A 21053-nucleotide genomic window follows, 5' to 3' on the forward strand; every position below is an offset into this window, starting at 1 on the left:
GCCCCCGCGTCACGACGACGGGAGCGGGAAGACGATGGAGCCCGTCTTCCGGTTCGCGGGCCAGACGATCACCGGCTTGCCGTTCTGCCACTGCGACAGCGCGACCGGGATCTTCGAGGTGTTGTTGCCGCTGAACTTCACCGGACCGACGACGTAGGTCTTGTCGGTGGCGCGGATCGCGTCGTTGATCTTCTTCGGGTCGGTGGAGCCCGCCTTCGCGATGGCGTCCAGCAGCACCTGTGCGGCGGTGTAGCTGTCGGCGATGTGCTGGCTCGAGGTCTTGCCCGTCTCGGACTCGAACGCCTTCTGCAGAGCGGCCGCTCCCGGGTACGGGAAGCTCGGGTCCCAGTACGCACCGACCATCACGCCGTCGGCGAGCGTGCCGAGCGCCTGCGCGTACTGCACCGGCTCGGCGCCCTTCTCGCTGACCATGTACTTCGGGCGATAGCCGACGGCGGCCATCTGCTTGCGCAGCGAGATCGCCTGCGGCGTCACACTGTCGACGAGGAGCACGTCCGCGTCGGAGTTCTTGGCCTTCTGGATGGAGGCGGAGAAGTCGGTGTTGTCGGTCGGGAACTCGACGTTCGCGACGACCGAGTACCCGTACTTCTTCGCCAGGCCCGGCCAGATCTCGTTGCCGACCGCTTTGCCGTCCGGACCGTTGTCGTGCAGGATCGCGACCCGCTTGTTGGTCGCCAGCTTCAGGCCCTCGAGGGTCTCGAACGACAGGGCGGCCAGCTCGGGGACGCTGAAGAAGATGTCCCACGCGTAGGTCCACTTCTTGACGCCCGAGAACACCTCGATCGGGTCGCACCCCGCGACGAAGGGAACCTTCTGCTGGTCGGCGACGACCGCGCCGGGGTTGACGAGGTCGGGGGTGCACGAGCCGAGCAGGCCGACCGCGTCGTCGCCGGAGATCAGGCTCTTGATGTTCGACGTGACCTGGTTGGGGTCGGTCTTGTCGTCGACGATCTTGAGGGTGACCTTGCGCTTCGTGCCGCTGATGTCGATGCCGCCGGCGGCGTTGACCTGCTGGACGGCGCGCTTGTAGCCCCAGTCCTGGAAGCTGCCGAAGCCGGCGAGCGGCCCCGACAGCGGCAGGCTCGCGCCGATGACGATCGGCCCGTCCCCGCCGCCGGGGTCGTCGTTGCCCGAGTCGGGTGCGCACGCCGTGAGCGCGAGCGTCGCGACGGCGGCGGCGCCGAGCGCGGCGCGCCGCGCGGCCCGCCGGGACAGGGGAACGATGGCCATGTGCTCTCCTCGGTGAGACGCGATGGGACGGACGGGTCAGGGCGTGGCGGCGAGCTGACGGCGGACGTGCTCGTGCAGCCGGGCGGTGGTGGCCTCGCGGGTACCGGGCGGCCACGCCAGGAACCCCGACCCCGACTTGGCCCCCAGCCGCCCGTCGGCGACGTGCTTCTCGAGCAGCGGGGACGGATGCGGGTCGGCGTTCAGCGAGGCCAGCACCGCGGAGTGGATCGCCAACGTGAGGTCCAGCCCGACGAGGTCGGCGTTCTCGAGCGGCCCGAGGGTCGCCAGCCGCAGGCCGATCGTGTTGCGGACGACGAGGTCGACGGTGGCGGCGTCGCACACGCCGTCGGCGACGAGCGCGATCGCCTCGCGCCACAACGCGTGCTGCAGCCGGTTGCCGATGAAGCCGGGGACGTCACGTTCGACGCGGACGGGCAGTTTGCCGAGCGCGGTGAGTGTCGCGGTGACGGCGTCGAGCGCGGCCGCCTCCGACCGCTCGCCGCGTACGACCTCGACGACCGGGACGAGGTCGGGCGGGTTCCACCAGTGGGTGCCGACGACCCGCTCCGGACGGCGGGTGTGCGCCGCGATCGCGGTCACCGGCAGCACGGAGGTGTTCGTGGCCAGAACGGCGGTGTCGGTGATGCGCGACAACTCGGCGAGCAGGTCCTGCTTGACGGCGAGGTCCTCGACGACGGCCTCGACGACCAGGTCGGCGTCGTGCGCGAGGTCGGTGAGGTCGATCGCCCGTCCGACGTCGAGCCCGTCGGCGTGCATCCCGGCCGTCGCGCCGTCGAGCGCCGCGGCGTCGAGGTCGAACAGCGCGACGTCGTGGCCGTGCTCGGCGAACACCCGGGCGATGCCCCGGCCCATCAGGCCGGCGCCCACCACCGCCACGCGCGACAGCGTCAGCACGCCGTGTACCCGCCGTCCAGGTAGAGGATCTGCCCGGTGACGAAGGCGGCCGCGTCGCTGAGCAGGTAGACGAGCGCACCGGCGAAGTCCTCGGGCTCGGCGAAGCGGCCGAGCGGGATGCGCGCGAACATCGCCTCGCGGACGGCGCGGCCCTTCTCGTCGTCGGCGTACATCCACGCGGTGAGCTCCGAGCGGAACACGGTCGGGGCGAGCGCGTTGACGCGCACGCCGCGCCCGCCCCATTCGGCCGCGAGGGTCCGCGTCAGCGAGTCGACCGCGCCCTTGGACGTGCAGTAGGCGCTGTACCCCGCGGGATGACCGAGCCGGCCACGGGTGGACGAGACGAGCACGACGCTGCCGCCACCGTGCTCGAGCATCACCCGGCCGGCCGCGCGGGCGACCAGCCACGAGCCGCGCACGTTGACGTCGAGCACCCGCTCGAAGTCGTCGACCGCCATGTCGGTGATGGGCGCGACGTGGTTGACGCCGGCGGTGACGAGCACGCCGGCCAGCGGGCCCTGGCTCTCCGCCTCGGCCACCATCGCCGCGGCGTCGTCCTCGGTGTCGGGACGGCGGGCGACGGTGCGCACGTCGCTCGTGCCGAGCCCGGCGGCGAGGGCCTCGAGGGCGTCCGCCGACCCGCCCGTGAGCGTCAGCCGGGCGCCGGCCGCAGCCAGCGTGCGCGCCGCGACCGAGCCGAGCGCCCCGGTGGCGCCGACGATCAGCAGCGACCGTCCGGACAGGTCGAACAGGGCGGACGGGTTCGTCGTGGCTCCCGCGGCGTCCATGTCTTCTCCCGATCTGCGGAACAGTTGTTCCGCTTGACGGGAGACCATAGAGTTGCCCGCGTCACAACGTCAAGCAGTGACCGGGCGGACGGGCCGGACGGGCGACCTCAGCCGGACGCCACGCCCGCCGGGGTGGGCGGACCCGCGGTCGAACCTGCCGCGGGATCGTCGGGCACCCAGCGCAGCAGGTCGCCGGGCTGGCACTCGAGCACCGCGCACAGCGCGTCGAGGGTGGTGAAGCGGACCGCCTTCGCCCGCCCGTTCTTGAGCACCGCGAGGTTGGCGGGGGTGATGCCGACACGGTCGGCCAGCGTTCCGACGGACATCTTCCGGCGCGCCAGCAGCACGTCGAGATCGACGACGATCGCCATCAGACGACCGCGTCCAGCTCGGCACGCAGCCGGCGGGCCTCGCCGTCGCGGTCGACGGCCTGGGCGAGCAGGCCGCGCAACACCGCGACGACGAGGGCGACCCCACCCAGCACGAGTCCGACGACCCCGACCAGCAGCACCATGCCGGGCGGCACCGCCTCACCCGGCGCGAGCGCGCAGCCGACGAGCAGCACGAGCACGGCGGCCGCGACCAGCGCCCACTGCACCGACTCGACGATGCCGAACGAGCCGGTCGAGAACACCGTGCCCCGGCGGACACGGGTGACCAGGCGCCACACCCCGACCATCGCGAGCTGCACGCACCCGACCGCGAGCGCCACGCCCACCGCCACCTGCACCCGCTGCGGGGCCGGCACGTCGCCCCGGCCGACCGTGGCGAGCAGCGCGATCGTGCCCGCCTGCACCGCGAGCGTCGACAGACCCGCAGCCAGGAGCACCCCGCGCAGCGCCAGCACCGTCACACGACCCATCACGCACTCCCTCGCTCGTTCTTCGAGAGAAATCTATCGATTTTCGATAGGTGCGGCAAGGTCGGGCGTCAGGAAGGGCGGCGACCGCCTTCGCGCGCGAGCAGGCGGGCGAGCAGGTCGTTGCCGTCGTCGGCAGCGTCGCTCGCATGCCGGCGACGCCGGCCGTTGTCGTCGTCGGTGTCGGCGGCGCCGGCGGCATCGACGTCGGCGGCCTCGGTGTCCTCGATGTCCTCGGTGTCCTCGGTGGCGTCGGTGTCGCGCACGGCACCGTGACCGCCCGGCTCGCCGTCCGCTCCGGCCGAGCGCCGGCGGCGGCCGGTGTAGGCCGGGCCGTCGGCGGCAGCGTCGGCGTGGGCGGTGCCGTTGCCGTTGCCGTTGACCGGGGCGTCGTCGGGGGCTTGGTCGATGGCGTCGTCGAGGGCGAAGTCGCGAAACGGTGTCAAGCGGGGCAGCGACGCGAAGGGGTCGTCGTCGCGGCGCTTCGCGGCGGCCCGGTCGGCCGCGCGGTCGGCCGGCGGCACCGACGGGCCGGCGGCCGGCGCGTCGCTCCCCTGCTGCGGTGCCTGCTGCTCCTCGCGCTGTCGCTCGGCCACCTGCCGCGCCACGCGCTGCTGCTCGGCCGCCTGCTCGGCGCGCCGGCGCTCGGCTGCTTGCTCGGCGTGCCGGCGCTCGGCTGCCTGCTGGGCCAGGCGCTGCTGCTCGGCCGCCTGCTGGGCCAGGCGCTGCTGCTCGGCCGCCTGCTGCGCCCGGCGCTGCTGCTCGGCCGCCTGCTGGGCGGCGTGCTGCGCCGCCTCCTGCCGGGCCGCCTCCTCGGCCGCCGCCTGGTGCTGCGCCGACTGACGGGGCGCCGACCGGCCGGGCTGCTGGGCCGCCTGCTGGGGTCCGAACTGACGGGGGTCGGCCGCCTGCTGGCTCGTGCGCGGCTGCTCCGGCCGGGGCGGCGTGGCCGCGGGCTGCGCTGCCTGCGCGCCCTGCGCGGGACGCAACGTGGGGCGCAACGGCGGCTGGGCAGTTCCGCCCGTGCCGCCCGTGCCGCCCGCCTGCTGCGGCCCACCGGTACCGGCGACCTGCGCGGGGCGCTGCGCGCCCGGCTGGGCCGCCGGAGCGGCCGGACCGCGGGATGCCGGAACGTCCTGCTGCACCGGACGCCCGTCCTCGCGTGGCGGCTGGTGCACCCTGGCGGCCGGGTCGTCGGCCGGCGGGCCCGCGACCCGGGCGGGCGCCCCGGCCCTCGCCCCGGGGGCGGTGAGCGACGGCGCGCCGTGCTCGGGCACCTCGGAGTTGGCGGGCCGGACGTCCGCTTCGACCTCCGCCGTCGCGCGGCTCACCGGACGCACCCGCGCCGGCTCGACCACCGGGCGCAGCGACAGCCGCTGGTCGCCGAACTCGGGCAGGCGGACGTCCTCGGTGACCGACTTGAGCTGCCGCACCTCGTGCTGCAGCGCCTCGAGGTCGGACCCGATGACCCGCGTGGTCTCGATGCGTTCGAGGCGCAGTTGGCCGCCGACCTTCTCGAGCAGTTCCTTGCGCAGCGCCGCGATCTCGCCGCGCAGCGCGGCGGTCTCGCGGGCGACGCCGTTGCTGATCTCGTGGGCGATCAGCCGCTCGAGGCGGTGCTCCCACTCGCGCCGGGCGTTGGCGTCGTCCGCCCGTTCGACGGCCGTACGGGAGTCGCGCACCGCGACCTCGCGGCGCGAGGGGGCGTCGGCGGACGCCTCGGCGAGCTCGTCGGCGAGGCTGCGACGGGCGCCGAACATCGAGTACGCGCCGAGCAGCAGTCCCCAGAGACCGACCAGGATCGCGATGCGCAGGCTCTTCTGCGTGTCGCTGGTGACGATGAGCCACACCGCGATGCCGCCGAGGGCGATCGCGACGGTGAAGCCGATGCCGCGCAGCACGACGCCACGCGTGAGCGGGGGTCTGGTCCGGGGCGGCACCGGGACAGTTTAGAGGCCGGGACCAGAGCCGCAGCCGGCTCGCACGAACCCCTCAGGGGCGGCGGTCGCGGTTGGGGTCGAGTCCCGCCCGTTCGAGCCAGAGACCGGCCCCCACGAGCAGCACGCACGCCACGAACATGGCGGTCGCGACGATCGCGTCGTGACCGGCGGCGTCGACCGTTCCCACGTCCGGGAAGACCCGGGCGAGCAGCGCGAGCGCGGCACCACCCACGCCCGCGCCGACGATCGAGGACGCCTTGCCGAGCGCGACGCACCGGGCGATGACGATCGCCGCCATCGGCTTGGCGTCCGGGTCGTGGCGGACGGCCGCCCGTACCCGGCGCGCGGCGACGAACTCGGCGACCGCGAGGGCGGCCACGGGCACCGGGACGAGCAGCTGCAGCGGCGGCATCGAGTCGTAGGCGTAGCGCAGCAGCAGGTAGACGAGCCCGCCGACGACCACGGCCGGCAGCACGAGCTCGCGCCATCCGGTGCGCTGCATGCCCGGGCGGGTCACGCGAGTGCCGCCTCGACCCGGCGGACGGCCGCGACCTCACCGGGGTCGGCTGCCTCGAGGGCCGCGATCAGGTCGGCCACCGGCCGTCCGCCGAGCCGGGCGGACGGGTCGAGCGCCGCCCACGGCACCAGCACGAACGCCCGCTCGTGCGCGCGGGGATGGGGCAGCGTGAGGTCGGGCCGCTCGTCGCGCAGTTCCACGCCCCCCTCGACGACGGTCACGACGTCGACGTCGAGGGTGCGCGGACCCCAGCGCACCTCGCGGGTACGTCCGGCGGCGTCCTCGGCGGCGTGCGCCCGGCGCAGCCACTCGTCGGCGTCCGCCGTGTCGTCGTCGACCAGCAGCACGGCGTTGAGGAACGGTCCCTGCTCGACCGGACCCCACGGCGGCGTCTCGAAGACCGGCGAGACCCCGGTGACCCAGGGCCGCAGCGTGTCGAGCGCGGTGCGCAGGTGACCGCCGCGGTCGGGCAGGTTCGACCCGATGGACAGCACCGCCCCGGTCACGCCGATCTCTCCCGGTGCACGGTGACCGACACGTCGGCGAACGTCAGCGGGATCGGCGCCTGGGGCTTGTGGACGGTGACGGTGGCGGCCTCGACCCGCTCGTCGGCGAGGCAGACGGCCACGAGACGGTCGGCGAGCGTCTCGAGCAGGTTCACCGGCTCGCCCTCGACGACGGCGGCGAGACCCTGGGCGAGCGCGCCGTAGTCGACGGTGTCGGCGAGGTCGTCCGACCGCGCGGCGGCCGCGGTGGGCACGAACAGGACGACGTCGAGGACGAAGTCCTGGCCGTCGCGCCGCTCGTGGTCGAACACGCCGTGGAAACCGCGGACGGTGAGCCCGCGCAGCGAGATGGCGTCGGGACGGGTCATGGGGTGGCCCTTCTGATGGCGGCGACGGCGAGCGCGGCGTCGACCGAGCGGCGCACCTCGTGCACCCGCACGCCCCACACGCCGGCGGCGGCGCAGTGCGCGGTGATGGCGACGGTGGCGTCCTCGCGCTGGTCGACCGGGCGGGGAGTGCCGTCGGCGCCGGCGAGCAACCGGCCGAGGAACGACTTGCGCGACGCCGCCACGAGCACGGGCAGACCGAGTTCCTCGAGCACGGGCAGGTGCGCGAGCAGTGCCCAGTTGTGGGCGGCGGTCTTCGCGAACCCCAGGCCGGGGTCGACGACCAGCCGGGACGCGTCGATCCCCGCGGACAGCGCGGCGTCGACCCGGGCCTGCAGTTCGTCGCGGACGTCCTTCACGACGTCGTCGTAGACGGCGTGCTCGTTCATGTGGTCGGCGTGCGCGCGCCAGTGCATGAGCGCCCACGGCGCGCCGGCGTCGCGCACCACGGACACCATCGCGGGGTCGGCGAGGCCGCCCGAGACGTCGTTGACCATGAGCGCACCGGCGCCGAGCGCCGCCTCGGCCACGCTCGCGCGGTACGTGTCGATCGAGACGGGCACGCCCTCGGCGGCCAGGGTGGTGACGACCGGCAGCACCCGCCGCAGTTCCTCGTCCGCCTCGACCCGGCGCGCACCGGGACGGGTGGACTCACCGCCGACGTCGACGAGGTCGGCGCCCTCGGCGCGCAGCCGCAACCCGTGGGCGACGGCGGCGTCGACGTCGTCGTGCTGCCCGCCGTCGGAGAACGAGTCGGGGGTCGTGTTCAGCACGCCGACGACGACCAGGCGGTCGTCGCGGCGGGGGAGCACGCCGGCGCCCACCACGGTCACCGACCCAGGATCAGGCTCAACGCCTCGGAGCGGGTGCGCTGGTCGCTCTTGAAGATGCCGCGGACGGCCGAGGTCATCGTCAGCGCACCCGGCTTGCGGATGCCGCGCATCGCCATGCACAGGTGCTCGGCCTGGATCACCACGATGGCCCCGCGCGGCTTGAGCCGGTCGGCCAGCGCGTCGGCGACCTGGGTGGTCAGCCGCTCCTGCACCTGCGGTCGGCGGGCGTACAGGTCGACGAGCCGCGCCAGCTTCGACAGGCCCGTGATGCGGCCGTCGGCGCCGGGGATGTAGCCGACCGCCGCCGTGCCGTGCCACGGCACGAGGTGGTGCTCGCACATCGAGTACAGCGGGATGTCCTTGACCAGGACGAGCTCGTCGTGGTCCTCGTCGAACGTCGTCTCGAGCACGTCCGCGGGGTCGACGGCCAGGCCGCCGAACACCTCGGCGTAGGCACGTGCGACCCGTCCGGGTGTGGCCTTCAGCCCGTCCCGGTCGGGGTTCTCGCCGATGGCCAGCAGCAGCTCACGCACCGCTGCCTCGGCGCGGGCGACGTCGATACCGAGCGCCTCGGAATCGCTCACCGACCGTCGCCGCCGGTGCCGTACGGCCCGGACGGCGGCGGGTTGCCCCCGGGCGGCGGACCGTACTGCCCCGGCTGGCCGGGCGGCGGACCGTACCCACTGGGCGGCGGGCCGTACTGGCCGGGCTGCCCGGGCGGCGGACCGTAGCCGCCGGGCGGCGCCTGCGGCGGTCCGAAGTAGCCACCCTGACCGGACGGCGGCTGCGGGGCGACGGGCTCGGGGGTCACGCCGGGCTGCGCCCCGTGGCCGTTGCCGCTGCCGTTGCCGTTGCCGTTGTGCCCGTTGCCGTTGTGGTGACCGTTCGAGGCGTCGACCCCGTTCGGTGCCGGCTTGCGCAGCGACGGCGGGATGTCGACCGGCGGGCGGTCGGACGGCGTGCGCTTGCCGAACGCGGTGAACGTGTTGTGCGGCGGACGTTTGCGCACGGGCGCGAGAATGCGCTCGAGGTCGTCCTTCGACAGCGTCTCCTTCTCGACGAGCTCGAGCACCATGGCATCGAGTGCGTCGCGGTACTGCTGCAGGATCTCCCACGCCTCGTCGTGCGCACCCTCGATGAGGTCGCGCACCTCGGCGTCGATGTCGGCGGCGATGTCCTCGGAGTAGTCGCGCTGGTTGCCGTAGTCGCGGCCCATGAACGGCTCGCTGTCGCCGGTGCCGTACTTGACCGCACCGAGCTTCGCGCTCATGCCGTACTCGGTGACCATCGCCTTGGCCAGCTTGGTGGCCTTCTCGATGTCGTTGGACGCGCCGGTGGTGGGCTCGTGGAACACGAGCTCCTCGGCGGCACGCCCGCCCAGCGCGTAGACGAGCTGGTCGAGGATCTCGGCGCGAGTCTGCGTGTAGCGGTCCTCGAGCGGCAGCACGAGCGTGTGTCCGAGCGAGCGGCCGCGCGGCAGGATCGTCACCTTGTGCACCGGGTCGAGGTTCGGCATCGCCCACGCAGTGAGGGCGTGGCCCGCCTCGTGGTAGGCGGTGACCCGCTTCTCCTTGTCGCTCATCGCCCGCGTCTTGCGCTCGGGGCCGGCGATGACGCGGTCGATCGACTCCTCGAGGGCGGCGCCCGTGATGAGGCGGCCGTTGGTGCGCGCGGTGAGCAGCGCGGCCTCGTTGATGACGTTCGCGAGGTCGGCGCCGGTGAAGCCGGGCGTGCGACGGGCGATGACGCCGAGGTCGACGTCGGCGGCGAACGGCTTGCCCTTCGCGTGGACCTTGAGGACCGCCTCGCGGCCCAGCACGTCGGGCGGGCCGACGGCGATCTGGCGGTCGAAACGGCCCGGGCGAAGCAGCGCCGGGTCGAGGATGTCCGGACGGTTCGTCGCGGCGATCATGATGACGCCGCCCTTGACGTCGAAGCCGTCCATCTCGACGAGCATCTGGTTCAGCGTCTGCTCGCGCTCGTCGTGACCGCCGCCCATGCCGGCGCCGCGGTGGCGGCCGACGGCGTCGATCTCGTCGACGAAGATGATCGCGGGCGCGTTGTTCTTCGCCTGCTCGAACAGGTCACGCACACGGGACGCGCCGACGCCGACGAACATCTCGACGAAGTCGGATCCGGAGATCGAGTAGAACGGCACGCCCGCCTCGCCGGCGACCGCGCGGGCGAGCAGCGTCTTGCCGGTGCCGGGCGGGCCGTAGAGCAGGACGCCCTTGGGGATCTTCGCGCCGATGGCCTGGAACTTGGCCGGGTTGGCGAGGAACTCCTTGATCTCGTCGAGCTCCTGGATCGCCTCGTCCGCCCCGGCGACGTCCTGGAACGTCGTCTTCGGGGTGTCCTTGCTGACGAGCTTGGCCTTGCTCTTGCCGAAGCTCATGACCCGGCTGCCGCCGCCCTGCACCTGGCTCATGACGAAGAACAGGATGCCGACGATCAACAGGATGGGCAGCAGGCTGACGAGGATCGACAGCCAGGTGTTCTCCTTGGCCACGTAGGTGCGGAACTCGAGTCCGTTGCCCTTGGTGTCGGCGGCCTTCTGCAGCTGGGTGAAGACGTTGTTGGCCGAGCCCGAGGGGTACTGCGAGCTGATCTTCTCGTACTTGCCCTCGAACGACTCGCCCTTCTTGAGCTCGAGCTTGATCGTCTGGGCCTTGTCGTCGATGACGGCCTTGCGGACGTGCCCGGCCTGGACCTCGGCGAGGGCGTCGGAACTCGAGACGCCGTGGTAGTCGCTGCCGCTCGAGAGCAGGTTCGGCAGCACGATGAAGCCGAAGAGGATCACGATGGCCCAGAGCCACCACGACCGGAGAATGCGCCTGCGATTCATATCGTTACCACGAACGGGGAGCCGCTCGCGTTCCTTCCCAGAAGTGGACGGTCCGACAGGTGGCCGACACCACTCGGGGAGCGGCCTTCCCGGACCACTGACGGTACACGGCGCGCCCGGGCGCCGAGGCGCCTAACCCCCGTAAACGGCGGGGCGCAGCCGTCCGATGTAGGGCAGGTCGCGATAGCGCTCGGCGTAGTCGAGGCCGTACCCGACGACGAACTCGTTCGGGATGTCGAAGCCGATGTGGTCGACGTGCACGTCGACCTTCACCGCCTCGGGCTTGCGCAGCAGGGCGACGATGCGGATCGACGCGGGCTGGCGGGCGCGCAGGTTCTTCAGCAGCCAGCTCAACGTCAGGCCCGAGTCGATGATGTCCTCGACGATGAGGACGTCCTTGCCCGCGATGTCGCGGTCGAGGTCCTTGAGGATGCGGACCACGCCGCTGCTCTGGGTGCCGCTGCCGTAGGAGCTGACGGCCATGAACTCCATCGTCACCGGCCGTTCGAGCGCCCGGGCGAGGTCGGACATGAACATGGCCGCGCCCTTGAGGACGCCCACGAGCACCGGTTCGCGGTCGGAGTACTCGGCGTCGATCTCCTTGGCCAGCTCGCCGATCTTCGCGCTGATCGCGTCAGCGCTGATCAGCACCTCGTCGATGTCGCGGTCGAGTTCGCTCACGGCGTCTCCTCGCTGCGCTCCGGGGACGCCGCGAGGCTCCACGTCACACTGTGTTTCCGGTTCGCTCCGCAAGCGTCGCTCACGCTGAAATCCCCACGGTTTCGAGTCTCCCAGACGCGCGGCGGACGCTGACGCCCCCCGGTAGATCGATCGGTCCCTGGCCGTGCCAGTCGCTCACGAGGGCGTCGAGGGCGGCGGTCCGCTCGGCGGAGAGGGGCGCGGCGCCCCGCGCGAGCGCCCAGGCGCGCAGCACCCGGGTCCGGGCGGCGCGCGGCAGCTCCGCGAGCGCGGCCACGTCCAGGGTCGGGCCGTCGGCGGCGATGCCGGGGTCCCACGAGTCGAGGGCGTCCAGGTCGTCGCGGAGCAGGTTCGCGGTGCGCGCCAGCGCCTCGGCGACGCCGCCACCGAGGACGTCCTCGAGCAGCGGGAGCACCTCGTGGCGCAGGCGTACCCGCCGGAACGACGGGTCGTCGTTGTGCGGGTCGTCCCACACCGCCAGCCCGAGGTCGGCGCACGCCCGGCGGGTGGTCGCCCGGCGCACGCCCAGCAGCGGCCGCAGCCACCGTCCGTCCGCCGGACGCATGCCGGCGATCGAGCGTGGACCGGACCCGCGCCCGAGCCCGAGCAGCACCGTCTCGGCCTGGTCGTCGAGCGTGTGGCCGAGCAGCACGTCGGCGTCCAGGGCGGACGCCGCGCGGCCGAGCGCGGCGTAGCGGGCCTCGCGCGCGGCCGCCTCCGGGCCGCCGTGGGCGCCCACCTCGACGCGGACGGTCTCGACCGGGTCGAGGCCCAGCTCGTGTCCCAGGGCGGCGACCGCGCGGGCGACGTCGGCCGACCCGTCCTGCAGACCGTGGTCGACGGTGATCAGACCCGCCGCGACGCCGGCGCGCGGTGCCGCGAACGCGGTCGCCGCCGCCAGGGCGACGGAGTCGGCGCCGCCGGAACACGCCACCAGCACCCGGCGGTCGCCGATCACCGCGCGGACGGCGGTGCGCACCGCCGCCACCGCGGGCGTCGGCCCGCTCATCCGGTCCGCCCGACCCGCCGGCTCAGGCGTGGACGCGCGCGATCCAGCGGGCCGGATCGGCGATCTCGGCCTTGGTGGGCAGGGTGTCGCGCGACGTCCAGATGGCGTTGAAGTCGTCGACGCCGATGCGCTCGACGACGGTGCGGACGAACGACGAACCGTCGACGTACTGCCGGGTCTTGGCGTCGAGGCCGAGCAGGCGGCGCAGCAATCGGTCGAGCGGGTTGCCGCCCCGGCGGCTGCGGCGGGCGGCGAACCGGTTCTCGATGACCTGCTGGCTGGGGATGACGGACGGGTCGACCGCGTTCATCACGTACTCGGCATGGCCCTCGACGAGCGACATGAACGCGGTGACGCGGTCGAGCACGAGGCGCTGTTCGGGGGTGGCGAGCACCGAGATCAGCCCGGCGCCGTCGTCCTGCCCGCGGACGACCTTGACGAGCTCGCCCACCGCCCCGGACAGCCGCTTGCGCAACTCGGCGGGGTCGGCGTCGAGCGTCGCCGACAGGGCGTCGACCTCGTCGAGCATGTGCTGGCGCAGCCACGGCACGGCGGTGAACTGCACGCGGTGGGTGACCTCGTGCAAGCACACCCACAGCCGGAAGTCGTGCGGGTCGACCTTGAGCTGTCGCTCGACGGCCACCAGGTTCGGGGCGACGAGCAGCAGCTGCCCACCGGGGCGGTCGAAGAACTCGAACTGGCCGAGCACCTTGCCCGAGAGGAACCCGAGCACGACGCCGACCTGGACCCCCGTGAGGCGCCCGCCGACCCGCTCGGCGACCTTGCCGACCGGGTTCTCGGCCGTGAGCCGCTCGACGATCGGGGACATGACGTTGCGCATGCCGCCGGCGTTCGCGTCGATCCAGGCGGCACGGTCGATGACGCGGGTGGCGGCGGTGACCGGCGGTTCGGACAGGTGCGTGAGCTCGGCGACGTGGTCGGCGGCCTCGGCGGTGGCCCGGTACAGCTGCGTCACCACGTCGTCGGCCTCGCGGCGCGACACGTCGGGCGAGGCAGGGCTCACCCGTCGCGCGGTCCGGGCGGCGAGTTCCCAGTCGATGAGCGAGCCCACGGGCGCCACGCTACCCACCGTTCACTGTGCGTGCGGTCTGCACGGCTGCCGTTCGCGCCCGGTCAGCTGCAGCGGCAGGCCGCGATGCGCCCGACGAGGGTGTCGAGCGCGCCCTGGGCGGCGGGGGTGTCGGCGTTGCCGTCGGCGGCGAGCGCGAACGCGAGCAGCCGTCCGCCCGCGGTCGGGACGAAACCGGCCAGCGTCGAGACGCCGGTGAGCGTGCCGGTCTTCGCGCGCGCCGCACCCTGCGCGGCGCGGGCCGACCCGGCCAGGTACCGGGTCTGCAGCGAGCCCGACCACGCCGCGACCGGAAGCCCGGCGAGGATCTCGCGCACCGGATCGTCGGCGGGCGCGGTCGCGACCGTGCGCAGCAGCTGCGCGAGGAACGCGGGTGTCAGCCGGTCGCGGGCGGCGAGACCGCTGCCGTCGACCAGCCCGGTTCCCGGGTCGAGCCCGGCGGCCCGCAGCACCGCGCGCGTGGCCGCGGCGCCGCCGGTGAAGCTCACGGGCAGCTTCCGGGCGACCGCCACCTGCCGCGACAGCACCTCGGCGATCACGTTGTCGGAGTCGAGCAGCATCTGCTCGACCATCACGCCGACCGGCGCGGACCGGACGGACGCGATCGTCCGCCCGGTGCCCGCCGACCCTCGCACGACGGGGACGGAGGGACGGCCGAGCAGGGCGGCGAACGACTGTCCCGCGGCAAGGTCGGGCGTGGCCGAGCGGACGGTCGCGGTCGGGGACGGGCGCCCGCCGTCGGCCATGAACGCGGTGACGGCCGCGCCGTAGCTGCTGGGCACGTCCTCGGACGCCCAGGCCGGCGACACCGACGGGCCGGCGAACCGGCTGCCGTCGACGACGACGCGCGTGACGCGGACACCGGAGCGGGCGACCGCACGGGCCAGCGTCGACAGCCGTCCCGCCTGCGGGTAGAGGGTGTCCGCGCCGGCCGGCGCCGCCGAGAGCGTCGGGTCGCCGCCGCCCACGAGCACGACGGTGCCGCGGCCGTCGGTCCGCACGCTGGTGGTGAAGCGGTCGGTCGCGTCGAACTCGGTGAGCGCGGCGAACGCGGTGGCGAGCTTGGTCGTCGACGCCGGCGCGGTGGGGCGCGCGCCCGACCGGTCGTACAGCACCTGGCCGGTGCGGGCGTCGATCACGCGGGCCAGCAGCCGTCCGAGAGCGGGGTTGCCGACCGCGCCGGCGAGGGCGGCGCGCAGGTCGGCGGGGGGCACCGCGGCCGCCGTCCCCGACGCCGACGCCGTGGGCGCCGCGGCGGTGGCCCGCGCGTAGACGCGGGGGGCCGGCGCCGCCGGCGCACCGGCGTCGGGAGTGCGCGCCTCGCGGGTGACGAGGAAGCCGGCGGCACCGGCCGCGAGCGCGAGGACCACGATCACGGTGACGAGCAGCGCCCGGCGGGCGGCTCGGCGTGCCCGGTCGTCGTCCACGGTGCGAGACTAGAGAACCCTGACAGGCGAAGGAGCAGCCGTGGAGTTCGACGTCCTCATCGAGATCCCTCGTGGCAGTCGCAACAAGTACGAGGTCGATCACGAGTCCGGGCGGATGCGCCTCGACCGCACCCTCTTCACCGCCACCCAGTACCCGGCCGACTACGGCTTCGTCGAGGACACCCTCGGTGAGGACGGCGACCCGCTCGACGCCCTCGTCCTGGTGCACGGCGACCCGCTCTACCCGGGCGTGCTGGTGCGGTGCCGGGCGATCGGCATGTTCCGGATGACGGACGAGAAGGGCGGCGACGACAAGCTGCTCGCCGTGCCCGACGCCGACCCGCGCCTCGAGCACCTGCGCGACATCCACCACCTGCCCGAGTTCGACCGGCTCGAGATCCAGCACTTCTTCGAGGTCTACAAGGACCTCGAGCCCGGCAAGAGCGTCGAGGGTGCGAACTGGGTCGGCCGCAAGGAGGCGGAGGCCGAGATCGAGCGGTCGTACGAGCGGGCGCGCAAGCACGGGAAGCACCCCGAGGACCAGCACTGACCCTTCGGCGATGAGCCGGTCGGCTCAGAGGACCGGTTCGATCGCCACCGGACGGTAGGTCAGGAACGTGCCGGGCCGGGGGTTCACGCAGGTCAGGCCCGAGACGGCGGTCTGCTCGACGTTCACGCGCACGTCGAGCAGCCCGTGGGGGCCGCGCAGCCGGACGGTCACCGAACCGTCGTCCGCCCGCTTGTGCGACACGACCGCCAGCTCGTCGACCCTGCGCACGGCGAGGTGCTCGAAGCCGAACGCCAGCGCCGCCTGGGCGGCCGGGGGCAGCCCGACGCGGCCGCGCAGCAGGGCGCCGACGACCTCGCCCGCCTCGGCGGCGGCGACGAACTCGGGCGCGGCCATCGGCAGCACCCGTCCGTAGAGCAGGCCGGTGGGCAGGACGAGCACGTTGGCAGCGAACCGGTCGCCGCCGAGGTGGGTCGTCTCCCACACGCGATCGGGACGCAGCTCGTCGAGCGCCTTGGCGACGGTGCGTCCCCGCAGCGCGCAGCACGGGTCGTGCTTGCCGTGGGCGCACACGAGGTAGAGGACGCCGTCGGCCTCGGTGCCGACGGACCCGTCCAGCGGCAGCTCGAGCAGGTCGGCGTCGCGCTCGTACAGCCCCCACCGCAGCGACTCGTGTCCGGGCCGGGTGTCGGCGAGGATCCACGCGCGATGACGGTGGGTCTCGGTGCGGCCGTGCCGGCGTATCGCCTGCACCCGCACCCCGGCCCGGTTCGCCCGCGCGATCAGCGGCGTCGCGACCTCGTGGTCGAAGTGGGAGTCCTGCAGTCCCCGCCGCCCCCACGGCCCGGGCTGCTCGATCAGCAGTACGCGGGCGGCCGGGAAGGCGGTGCCGAGCATCGGGTCGCCGCGCAGTTGCGAGCGCAGGGCGCACCGGTCGGGCGTCTCGCGCGGCCGGGGTCGGGCTCCGCTCACCCTGCGAGTGTGGCAGCGGGGACGAGGACTCCTTCGCGCACCAACCGGCGGGCGACGGTGAGCTGCGTGTCGGCGTCCAGCCCGGGCAGCTGGGACGGGGTGACACGGCCACCCGACACCGCGGTCTTGACCGCGTCGGCCATGCGCGCCGGCAGCACGACGGTGCGGTCGAGCAGCACCACCCGGAGCTCGTCGCCGACGTGCTCGAGCCGCAGCCGCAGACCCCGCCGCAACCGCAGCGCGGTCTCGCCGGTCAGGCGCTCGGCGGCTGTGAGCTGCGCGAGCGGTCCGATCGCCTCGGGACGGGTCCGTCGCATCAGGTCGAGATCGAGGTGCCGCGCGGCGGCGTCGGCGCTGCGGTGCGCGAGGGAGGCCTGCAGCGCCTCGAGCGTCTCGGCGAACTCGGCGGCCAACGCGGCCGGGTCGCCCAGGTCGACGCCCATCGGCAGGGAGCGGCGCAACTCGACGTCGTCCGCTACGGCCTTCAGCAGGTGCTGAACCAGGTGGTAGCGGGTCAGGGGGTGCACGCCGACGGTCAGGTGGATCGACGTCTCACCGAGAGCGGCGGCCGAGTGGATGGTGCCGCGCGGCAGGTAGAGCGCGTCGCCCGGCTCGAGCACCGTGTCGATGAGCGGCTCGCCCGCGGCGGCGGCGCGCACCTCGTCGGCGCGCGCGTCCCAGGGCTGGTCGTCGAGCGGGGCGTCGACGACGGGCGCGTGGATGGACCACCGCTTGCGGCCCGACACCTGCAGCACGAACACGTCGTGCACGTCGTAGTGCGCCGCGAAGCCCTGGTTCTGCGGCGGGGTGATGTAGGCGTTCACCTGCACCGGGTGGCCGAGTTCCTGGGCGAGGCGGGAGCTGAAGTCGACCAGCGGCGGCCAGCTGCGGTGCAGGGCCTGCAGCACGAGGGTGCCGCCGTCGGCCATCGTGGTCAGGATCTTGTCGTCGGCGGCCTGGTCGGCGATGGTGGCGCCGGCGCCGCCGCCACGGGTGAAGCGCTTGGCGGGCAGCACCTCGCCGTCCTTCGCCATGCGCAGGAACGGCGTGCGCAGACCGCGCTCGGAGGTCAGCTCGTCGACGGCCGCCGCGGTGAGCAGGTCGTCGAAGCGGGACGGCAGCTCGGCCGCGCGGCTCAGCAGCGGCGCGCGTCCCCAGTGTTCGGCGGCGAACGCACCGGCGGTGCGGGCGACGCAGCGCGCGAGCGCCGTGCCGACCGCACCGCCGGGGTCACCACCGGTGTCGGTGGTGCTCACTGCTCAGCTGTCCGCCGGGCCCTCGGGACCGGGGGTCGCGGCGCCGTCGGCACCGCCGTCGCCGCTGTCGGCCGGGCCCTCGGGGCCCGGGGTCGCCGCGCCGTCGGCACCGCCGTCGCCGCTGTCGGCCGGGCCCTCGGGGCCCGGGGTCGCCGCGCCGTCGGCACCGCCGTCGCCGCCGCCGTCCGCACCACCGTCAGCGCCACCGTCGGCACCGCCGTCGGCGCCGCCGTCCATGGCCTGGATCTCGTCGTCCTCGAACGTCATCGTGGTCCTTTCGTCAGCAGGGTCTCTCGCTCCGGAACTACCCCCGGACGGCGAGCCGCTAACTGACCGCGACCCGCGCCGCCATGTGGAGCGCGACGATGCCGCCGGTCTGGTTGCGGAACCGGACGTCGCTCCAGCCGTTGCCCGCGAGGACGGCCGCGAGCTGTTCCTGCGCCGGCCAGACGCGGATGGAGTCGGCGAGGTAGACGTAGGCCTCGGCGTTGGACGACACGCGCTTCGCGATCGCCGGCAGCGCCCGCATCAGGTAGCGCATGTACAGCGCGCGGAACGGACGCCACGTGGGCGTGCTGAACTCGCACACCACCAGCCGTCCGCCGGGTCTGGTCACTCGGGCCATCTCGCGCAGGGCGCGCGGCACGTCGACGACGTTGCGCAGGCCGAAGCTGATGACCACCGCGTCGAAGGACTGGTCCGCGAAGGGCAGCCGGGTGGCGTCGCCGGCCACGAACGGCACGCCTCGACGGCGCTTGTTCGCAGCCCCTGCCCGCAGCATGCCGAGCGAGAAGTCGCAGGCGACCGCGTCGGCACCGCTGCGGGCGAGTTCGACGGTCGAGACCCCGGTGCCGGCCGCGAGGTCGAGCACCCGTTGCCCGGGCTCCAGCTGCAGGCACTGACGGGTGTGCCGCCGCCACCGGCGGTCCTGACCGAACGACAGGACGGTGTTGGTGACGTCGTAACGACGGGCGACGCCGTCGAACATCCTGGCGACCTCGACGGGTTGCTTGTCCAGAGTCGCGCGGCCCACGACCTCAGTCTGTCACGCGGGTCAGGCGGCCGAGCGCGGCGGCGACTCGTCCCCGCGGCCGACGGGCGCGGGGGGATCGGCCGCGGCCCGGCCCTCGCCGAGGTGGCCGTCGGACGGGTTCGCGAGCTTGATCGCCCCGGCCGTCACGACGGCGAGGCACGCGGCGTAGGCGAGCAGGTGCAGGGCGTCGGACGGGATGCTCTCGCGCAGCACGAGCGCGCCGAGCAGCACGGCGACGAGCGGGTCGGCCGCCAGGTTCGCGGGCAGCGTCGCGCCGAGCGCCCCGACCTGGAAGGACATCTGGGTGAGGATCATCCCGGCGGTGCCGACGACGAACATGCCGACGATGGGCACGAGCCCCTTGGGGCTGTCGAGCAGGCCGGCGACGCCCCGGTCCGCCAGCCGCACCGAGGCGGCGTCGACCAGCATGGCGAGCGTGCCGAAGCAGATGCCCGCCGCGGCACCGTAGGCGGCGCCCCGGACGGTCTTGCTGCGCCCGAGCGTCACCAGACACACCGCCAGCGCCACCGCGAGCACGATCAGGATCGTCATGACGATGAAGCGCACCTTGGGCACGCGCGGCTCGGCCGGATGCCCGATGAGGGCGAGGAAGACGGCGAGGCCGCCGAGCACCGCGACCACACCGGCGTAGTCGCCGCGGTTGGGCTTGTGACCGCCCATGAGGAACCCGACGATCAACGCCACCGGGAGCATGAGCACGACCAGCGGTTGGATGATCACGACCGGTCCGGTCGACAGCGCCACCAGCTGCAGCAGGAAGCCGACGAAGTCGCCGGCGAGCGCGAGCAGGAAGATCGGGTGCTTGACGAGGCGGATCAGACCGGCGGCGCTGGCGCCGTGGTCGTCCGCCTGCTCCTGCGCCACGCGGTGCTGCACCACGATCGACGTGCCGTAGACAGCCGCCGACGCGAGACCGAACGGGATCGCGACGGCGAGGGACACGCTGGTGAGACTAACGGCCGGACGCCGGCCGGTCCCTCCGGACGGAGGGGCAGGACTGCCCCCGGTTCAGCTCGCGGCGACGACGGGGAGCTGCGCGAACGCGGTCGAGCTGACGTGCGAGTGCACGCGGTCGTCGACCGGGTCGTCGGCGGGGTCGCGGTGCACCACGAGGTGGTTGTACAAGGTGTCCCGTTGTGCGGGGATACGCCCGGCACCGCGGATGAGCTCGATGAGTTCCTGGCGGTTGGACCGGTGGCGCGCACCGGCGCTGGACACGACGTTCTCCTCGAGCATCACCGAGCCGAGGTCCTCGGCGCCGAAGTGCAGCGTCAGCTGCCCGATGTCCTTGCCGGTGGTCAGCCACGAACCCTGCAGGTGCGTGATGTTGTCGAAGAAGAGCCGCGCCACGGCCACCATGCGCAGGTACTCCAGGCTGGTCGCCTGGGTGCGTCCCTTGAGGTGGTTGTTCTCGGGCTGATAGGTCCACGGGATGAACGACCGGAACCCGCCGGTGCGGTCCTGCACGTCGCGGATCATGCGCAGGTGCTCGATGCGCTCGGCGTTCGTCTCGCCGGTGCCCATCATGAAGGTGGCGGTCGACTCGACGCCCAGCTCGTGCGCCTGCTCCATGACCGCCAGCCACACCTCGCCCTTCTCCTTGAGCGGGGCGATCGCGGTGCGGGGCCGCTCGACGAGGATCTCGGCACCGGCACCGGCGAACGAGTCGAGGCCCGCCTCGTGCAGGCGGCGGATGACGGTGGCGTGGTCGAGCCCGGACGTCCGTCCGATGTGCACGACCTCGGACGCACCCAGCGAGTGCAGGGTCAGCTGCGGGTAGTCGCGCTTGATCGCTGCGAAAGTCTGCTCGTACCACTCGATGCCGAGCTCGGGCGAGTGCCCGCCCTGCAGCATGATCTGCGTGGCGCCCAGCTCGACCGCCTCGCCGCAGCGCCGCAGGATCTCCTCGAGCGGGTGGGTCCAGCCCTCGGCGTGCTTCGGTGCGCGGTAGAACGCGCAGAACTTGCACGCCGTCAGGCACACGTTGGTGTAGTTGATGTTGCGGTCGATGATGTACGTCGCGATGTTGTCCGGGAAGCGGCGCCGGCGGACGGTGTCGGCGGCCTGGCCCAGCGCGTGCAGCGGCGCGTCGGTGTAGAGCAGCAGCGCCTGCTCGGGGGTGATGCGGCCACCGTCGGCGGCGTGGTCGAGCAGCCGGGTGATCTCGGACGTCATGCCGCCAGGCTACGACGACTCGT

Annotated in this window: 23 protein-coding genes; 1 reads left to right on the forward strand and 22 read right to left on the reverse strand. The window is 73.6% G+C overall.

The window, feature by feature from the left end:
- Positions 1 to 9: 9 nt before the first annotated feature.
- From ACYVP9_RS10075 to dacB, 16 genes are all read right to left on the reverse strand, one after another.
- A complete protein-coding gene (locus ACYVP9_RS10075) occupies positions 10 to 1251 on the reverse strand; it encodes an amino acid ABC transporter substrate-binding protein (protein ID WP_460604673.1) in 1242 nt (413 codons plus the stop codon).
- A gap of 36 nt (positions 1252 to 1287) precedes the next feature.
- A complete protein-coding gene (locus ACYVP9_RS10080) occupies positions 1288 to 2166 on the reverse strand; it encodes a 3-hydroxyacyl-CoA dehydrogenase family protein (protein ID WP_460604674.1) in 879 nt (292 codons plus the stop codon).
- The gene (locus ACYVP9_RS10085; protein ID WP_460604675.1) at positions 2160 to 2954 is read right to left on the reverse strand and encodes an SDR family NAD(P)-dependent oxidoreductase; all 795 of its coding nucleotides are present in this window, start codon (positions 2952 to 2954) and stop codon (positions 2160 to 2162) included. The genes ACYVP9_RS10080 and ACYVP9_RS10085 overlap by 7 nt, the downstream gene beginning before the upstream one ends.
- A 107-nt stretch (positions 2955 to 3061) precedes the next feature.
- Positions 3062 to 3325 carry a helix-turn-helix domain-containing protein gene (locus ACYVP9_RS10090; protein WP_460604676.1) on the reverse strand — a complete coding sequence of 88 codons (264 nt, stop codon included), beginning with the start codon at positions 3323 to 3325 and terminating at the stop codon, positions 3062 to 3064.
- Entirely contained in the window at positions 3325 to 3816 is a 492-nt protein-coding gene (locus ACYVP9_RS10095) for a DUF2975 domain-containing protein (protein WP_460604677.1), read from the reverse strand. The genes ACYVP9_RS10090 and ACYVP9_RS10095 overlap by 1 nt, the downstream gene beginning before the upstream one ends.
- A gap of 68 nt (positions 3817 to 3884) precedes the next feature.
- A complete protein-coding gene (locus ACYVP9_RS10100; RefSeq protein ID WP_460604678.1) occupies positions 3885 to 5753 on the reverse strand; it encodes a DUF6779 domain-containing protein in 1869 nt (622 codons plus the stop codon).
- Positions 5754 to 5805: 52 nt separating this feature from the next.
- Positions 5806 to 6270 carry a DUF3180 domain-containing protein gene (locus tag ACYVP9_RS10105; RefSeq protein ID WP_460604679.1) on the reverse strand — a complete coding sequence of 155 codons (465 nt, stop codon included), beginning with the start codon at positions 6268 to 6270 and terminating at the stop codon, positions 5806 to 5808.
- On the reverse strand, positions 6267 to 6776 hold the full coding sequence (gene folK / locus ACYVP9_RS10110; RefSeq protein WP_460604680.1) for a 2-amino-4-hydroxy-6-hydroxymethyldihydropteridine diphosphokinase: 510 nt from the start codon (positions 6774 to 6776) through the stop codon (positions 6267 to 6269). Before folK ends, ACYVP9_RS10105 begins: the two co-directional genes overlap by 4 nt.
- Positions 6773 to 7144, reverse strand: a complete 372-nt coding sequence (gene folB / locus ACYVP9_RS10115) for a dihydroneopterin aldolase (RefSeq protein ID WP_460604681.1) — start codon at positions 7142 to 7144, stop codon at positions 6773 to 6775. Before folB ends, folK begins: the two co-directional genes overlap by 4 nt.
- The gene (folP, locus tag ACYVP9_RS10120) at positions 7141 to 7986 is read right to left on the reverse strand and encodes a dihydropteroate synthase (RefSeq protein WP_460605057.1); all 846 of its coding nucleotides are present in this window, start codon (positions 7984 to 7986) and stop codon (positions 7141 to 7143) included. Before folP ends, folB begins: the two co-directional genes overlap by 4 nt.
- A 5-nt stretch (positions 7987 to 7991) precedes the next feature.
- Positions 7992 to 8579 (reverse strand): GTP cyclohydrolase I, encoded by a 588-nt coding sequence (gene folE, locus ACYVP9_RS10125; RefSeq protein ID WP_460604682.1) that lies wholly within the window; start codon positions 8577 to 8579, stop codon positions 7992 to 7994.
- Entirely contained in the window at positions 8576 to 10840 is a 2265-nt protein-coding gene (gene ftsH / locus ACYVP9_RS10130; protein WP_460604683.1) for an ATP-dependent metallopeptidase FtsH/Yme1/Tma family protein, read from the reverse strand. Before ftsH ends, folE begins: the two co-directional genes overlap by 4 nt.
- A 132-nt stretch (positions 10841 to 10972) precedes the next feature.
- Positions 10973 to 11521, reverse strand: a complete 549-nt coding sequence (gene hpt, locus ACYVP9_RS10135; RefSeq protein WP_460604684.1) for a phosphoribosyltransferase — start codon at positions 11519 to 11521, stop codon at positions 10973 to 10975.
- 79 nt (positions 11522 to 11600) lie between these two features.
- Entirely contained in the window at positions 11601 to 12548 is a 948-nt protein-coding gene (gene tilS / locus ACYVP9_RS10140; RefSeq protein ID WP_460604685.1) for a tRNA lysidine(34) synthetase, read from the reverse strand.
- A 22-nt stretch (positions 12549 to 12570) separates the two neighbouring features.
- A complete protein-coding gene (locus ACYVP9_RS10145) occupies positions 12571 to 13620 on the reverse strand; it encodes a zinc-dependent metalloprotease (protein ID WP_460604686.1) in 1050 nt (349 codons plus the stop codon).
- A gap of 62 nt (positions 13621 to 13682) precedes the next feature.
- A complete protein-coding gene (gene dacB, locus ACYVP9_RS10150) occupies positions 13683 to 15065 on the reverse strand; it encodes a D-alanyl-D-alanine carboxypeptidase/D-alanyl-D-alanine-endopeptidase (protein WP_460604687.1) in 1383 nt (460 codons plus the stop codon).
- A 40-nt stretch (positions 15066 to 15105) separates the two neighbouring features.
- Between dacB and ACYVP9_RS10155 the strand changes: the two genes are divergently transcribed.
- Positions 15106 to 15615, forward strand: a complete 510-nt coding sequence (locus ACYVP9_RS10155; RefSeq protein ID WP_460604688.1) for an inorganic diphosphatase — start codon at positions 15106 to 15108, stop codon at positions 15613 to 15615.
- Between the two features lie 24 nt (positions 15616 to 15639).
- On the opposite strand, the gene ACYVP9_RS10160 is transcribed toward ACYVP9_RS10155, so the two are convergent.
- The 6 genes from ACYVP9_RS10160 to mqnC form a co-directional block, all read right to left on the reverse strand.
- Positions 15640 to 16545 carry a sucrase ferredoxin gene (locus tag ACYVP9_RS10160; RefSeq protein WP_460604689.1) on the reverse strand — a complete coding sequence of 302 codons (906 nt, stop codon included), beginning with the start codon at positions 16543 to 16545 and terminating at the stop codon, positions 15640 to 15642.
- Complete coding sequence (locus ACYVP9_RS10165; protein ID WP_460604690.1) at positions 16542 to 17801, reverse strand: cupin domain-containing protein; 1260 nt, start codon at positions 17799 to 17801, stop codon at positions 16542 to 16544. Before ACYVP9_RS10165 ends, ACYVP9_RS10160 begins: the two co-directional genes overlap by 4 nt.
- A gap of 3 nt (positions 17802 to 17804) precedes the next feature.
- Entirely contained in the window at positions 17805 to 18068 is a 264-nt protein-coding gene (locus tag ACYVP9_RS10170; RefSeq protein ID WP_460604691.1) for a hypothetical protein, read from the reverse strand.
- A 58-nt stretch (positions 18069 to 18126) separates the two neighbouring features.
- Positions 18127 to 18834, reverse strand: coding sequence for a class I SAM-dependent methyltransferase (locus ACYVP9_RS10175; protein WP_460604692.1), 708 nt, complete (start codon positions 18832 to 18834; stop codon positions 18127 to 18129).
- A 21-nt stretch (positions 18835 to 18855) separates the two neighbouring features.
- Positions 18856 to 19797: a DMT family protein gene (locus ACYVP9_RS10180; RefSeq protein WP_460604693.1), complete on the reverse strand. Its 942-nt coding sequence runs from the start codon at positions 19795 to 19797 to the stop codon at positions 18856 to 18858.
- A 66-nt stretch (positions 19798 to 19863) separates the two neighbouring features.
- The gene (gene mqnC, locus ACYVP9_RS10185) at positions 19864 to 21030 is read right to left on the reverse strand and encodes a radical SAM protein (RefSeq protein WP_460604694.1); all 1167 of its coding nucleotides are present in this window, start codon (positions 21028 to 21030) and stop codon (positions 19864 to 19866) included.
- Between the last annotated feature and the right edge of the window lie 23 nt (positions 21031 to 21053).

This window comes from Jatrophihabitans fulvus (assembly GCF_054781375.1).

Bases quoted from the DNA above. Each gene is read 5' to 3' on its own strand.
- ACYVP9_RS10170 (WP_460604691.1), bottom strand. From the start codon at position 18,068: ATGACGTTCGAGGACGACGAGATCCAGGCCATGGACGGCGGCGCCGAC.
- ACYVP9_RS10075 (WP_460604673.1), bottom strand. From the start codon at position 1,251: ATGGCCATCGTTCCCCTGTCCCGGCGGGCCGCGCGGCGCGCCGCGCTC.
- ftsH (WP_460604683.1), bottom strand. From the start codon at position 10,840: ATGAATCGCAGGCGCATTCTCCGGTCGTGGTGGCTCTGGGCCATCGTG.
- tilS (WP_460604685.1), bottom strand. From the start codon at position 12,548: ATGAGCGGGCCGACGCCCGCGGTGGCGGCGGTGCGCACCGCCGTCCGC.
- ACYVP9_RS10085 (WP_460604675.1), bottom strand. From the start codon at position 2,954: ATGGACGCCGCGGGAGCCACGACGAACCCGTCCGCCCTGTTCGACCTG.
- ACYVP9_RS10090 (WP_460604676.1), bottom strand. From the start codon at position 3,325: ATGGCGATCGTCGTCGATCTCGACGTGCTGCTGGCGCGCCGGAAGATG.
- mqnC (WP_460604694.1), bottom strand. From the start codon at position 21,030: ATGACGTCCGAGATCACCCGGCTGCTCGACCACGCCGCCGACGGTGGC.
- ACYVP9_RS10095 (WP_460604677.1), bottom strand. From the start codon at position 3,816: ATGGGTCGTGTGACGGTGCTGGCGCTGCGCGGGGTGCTCCTGGCTGCG.
- folB (WP_460604681.1), bottom strand. From the start codon at position 7,144: ATGACCCGTCCCGACGCCATCTCGCTGCGCGGGCTCACCGTCCGCGGT.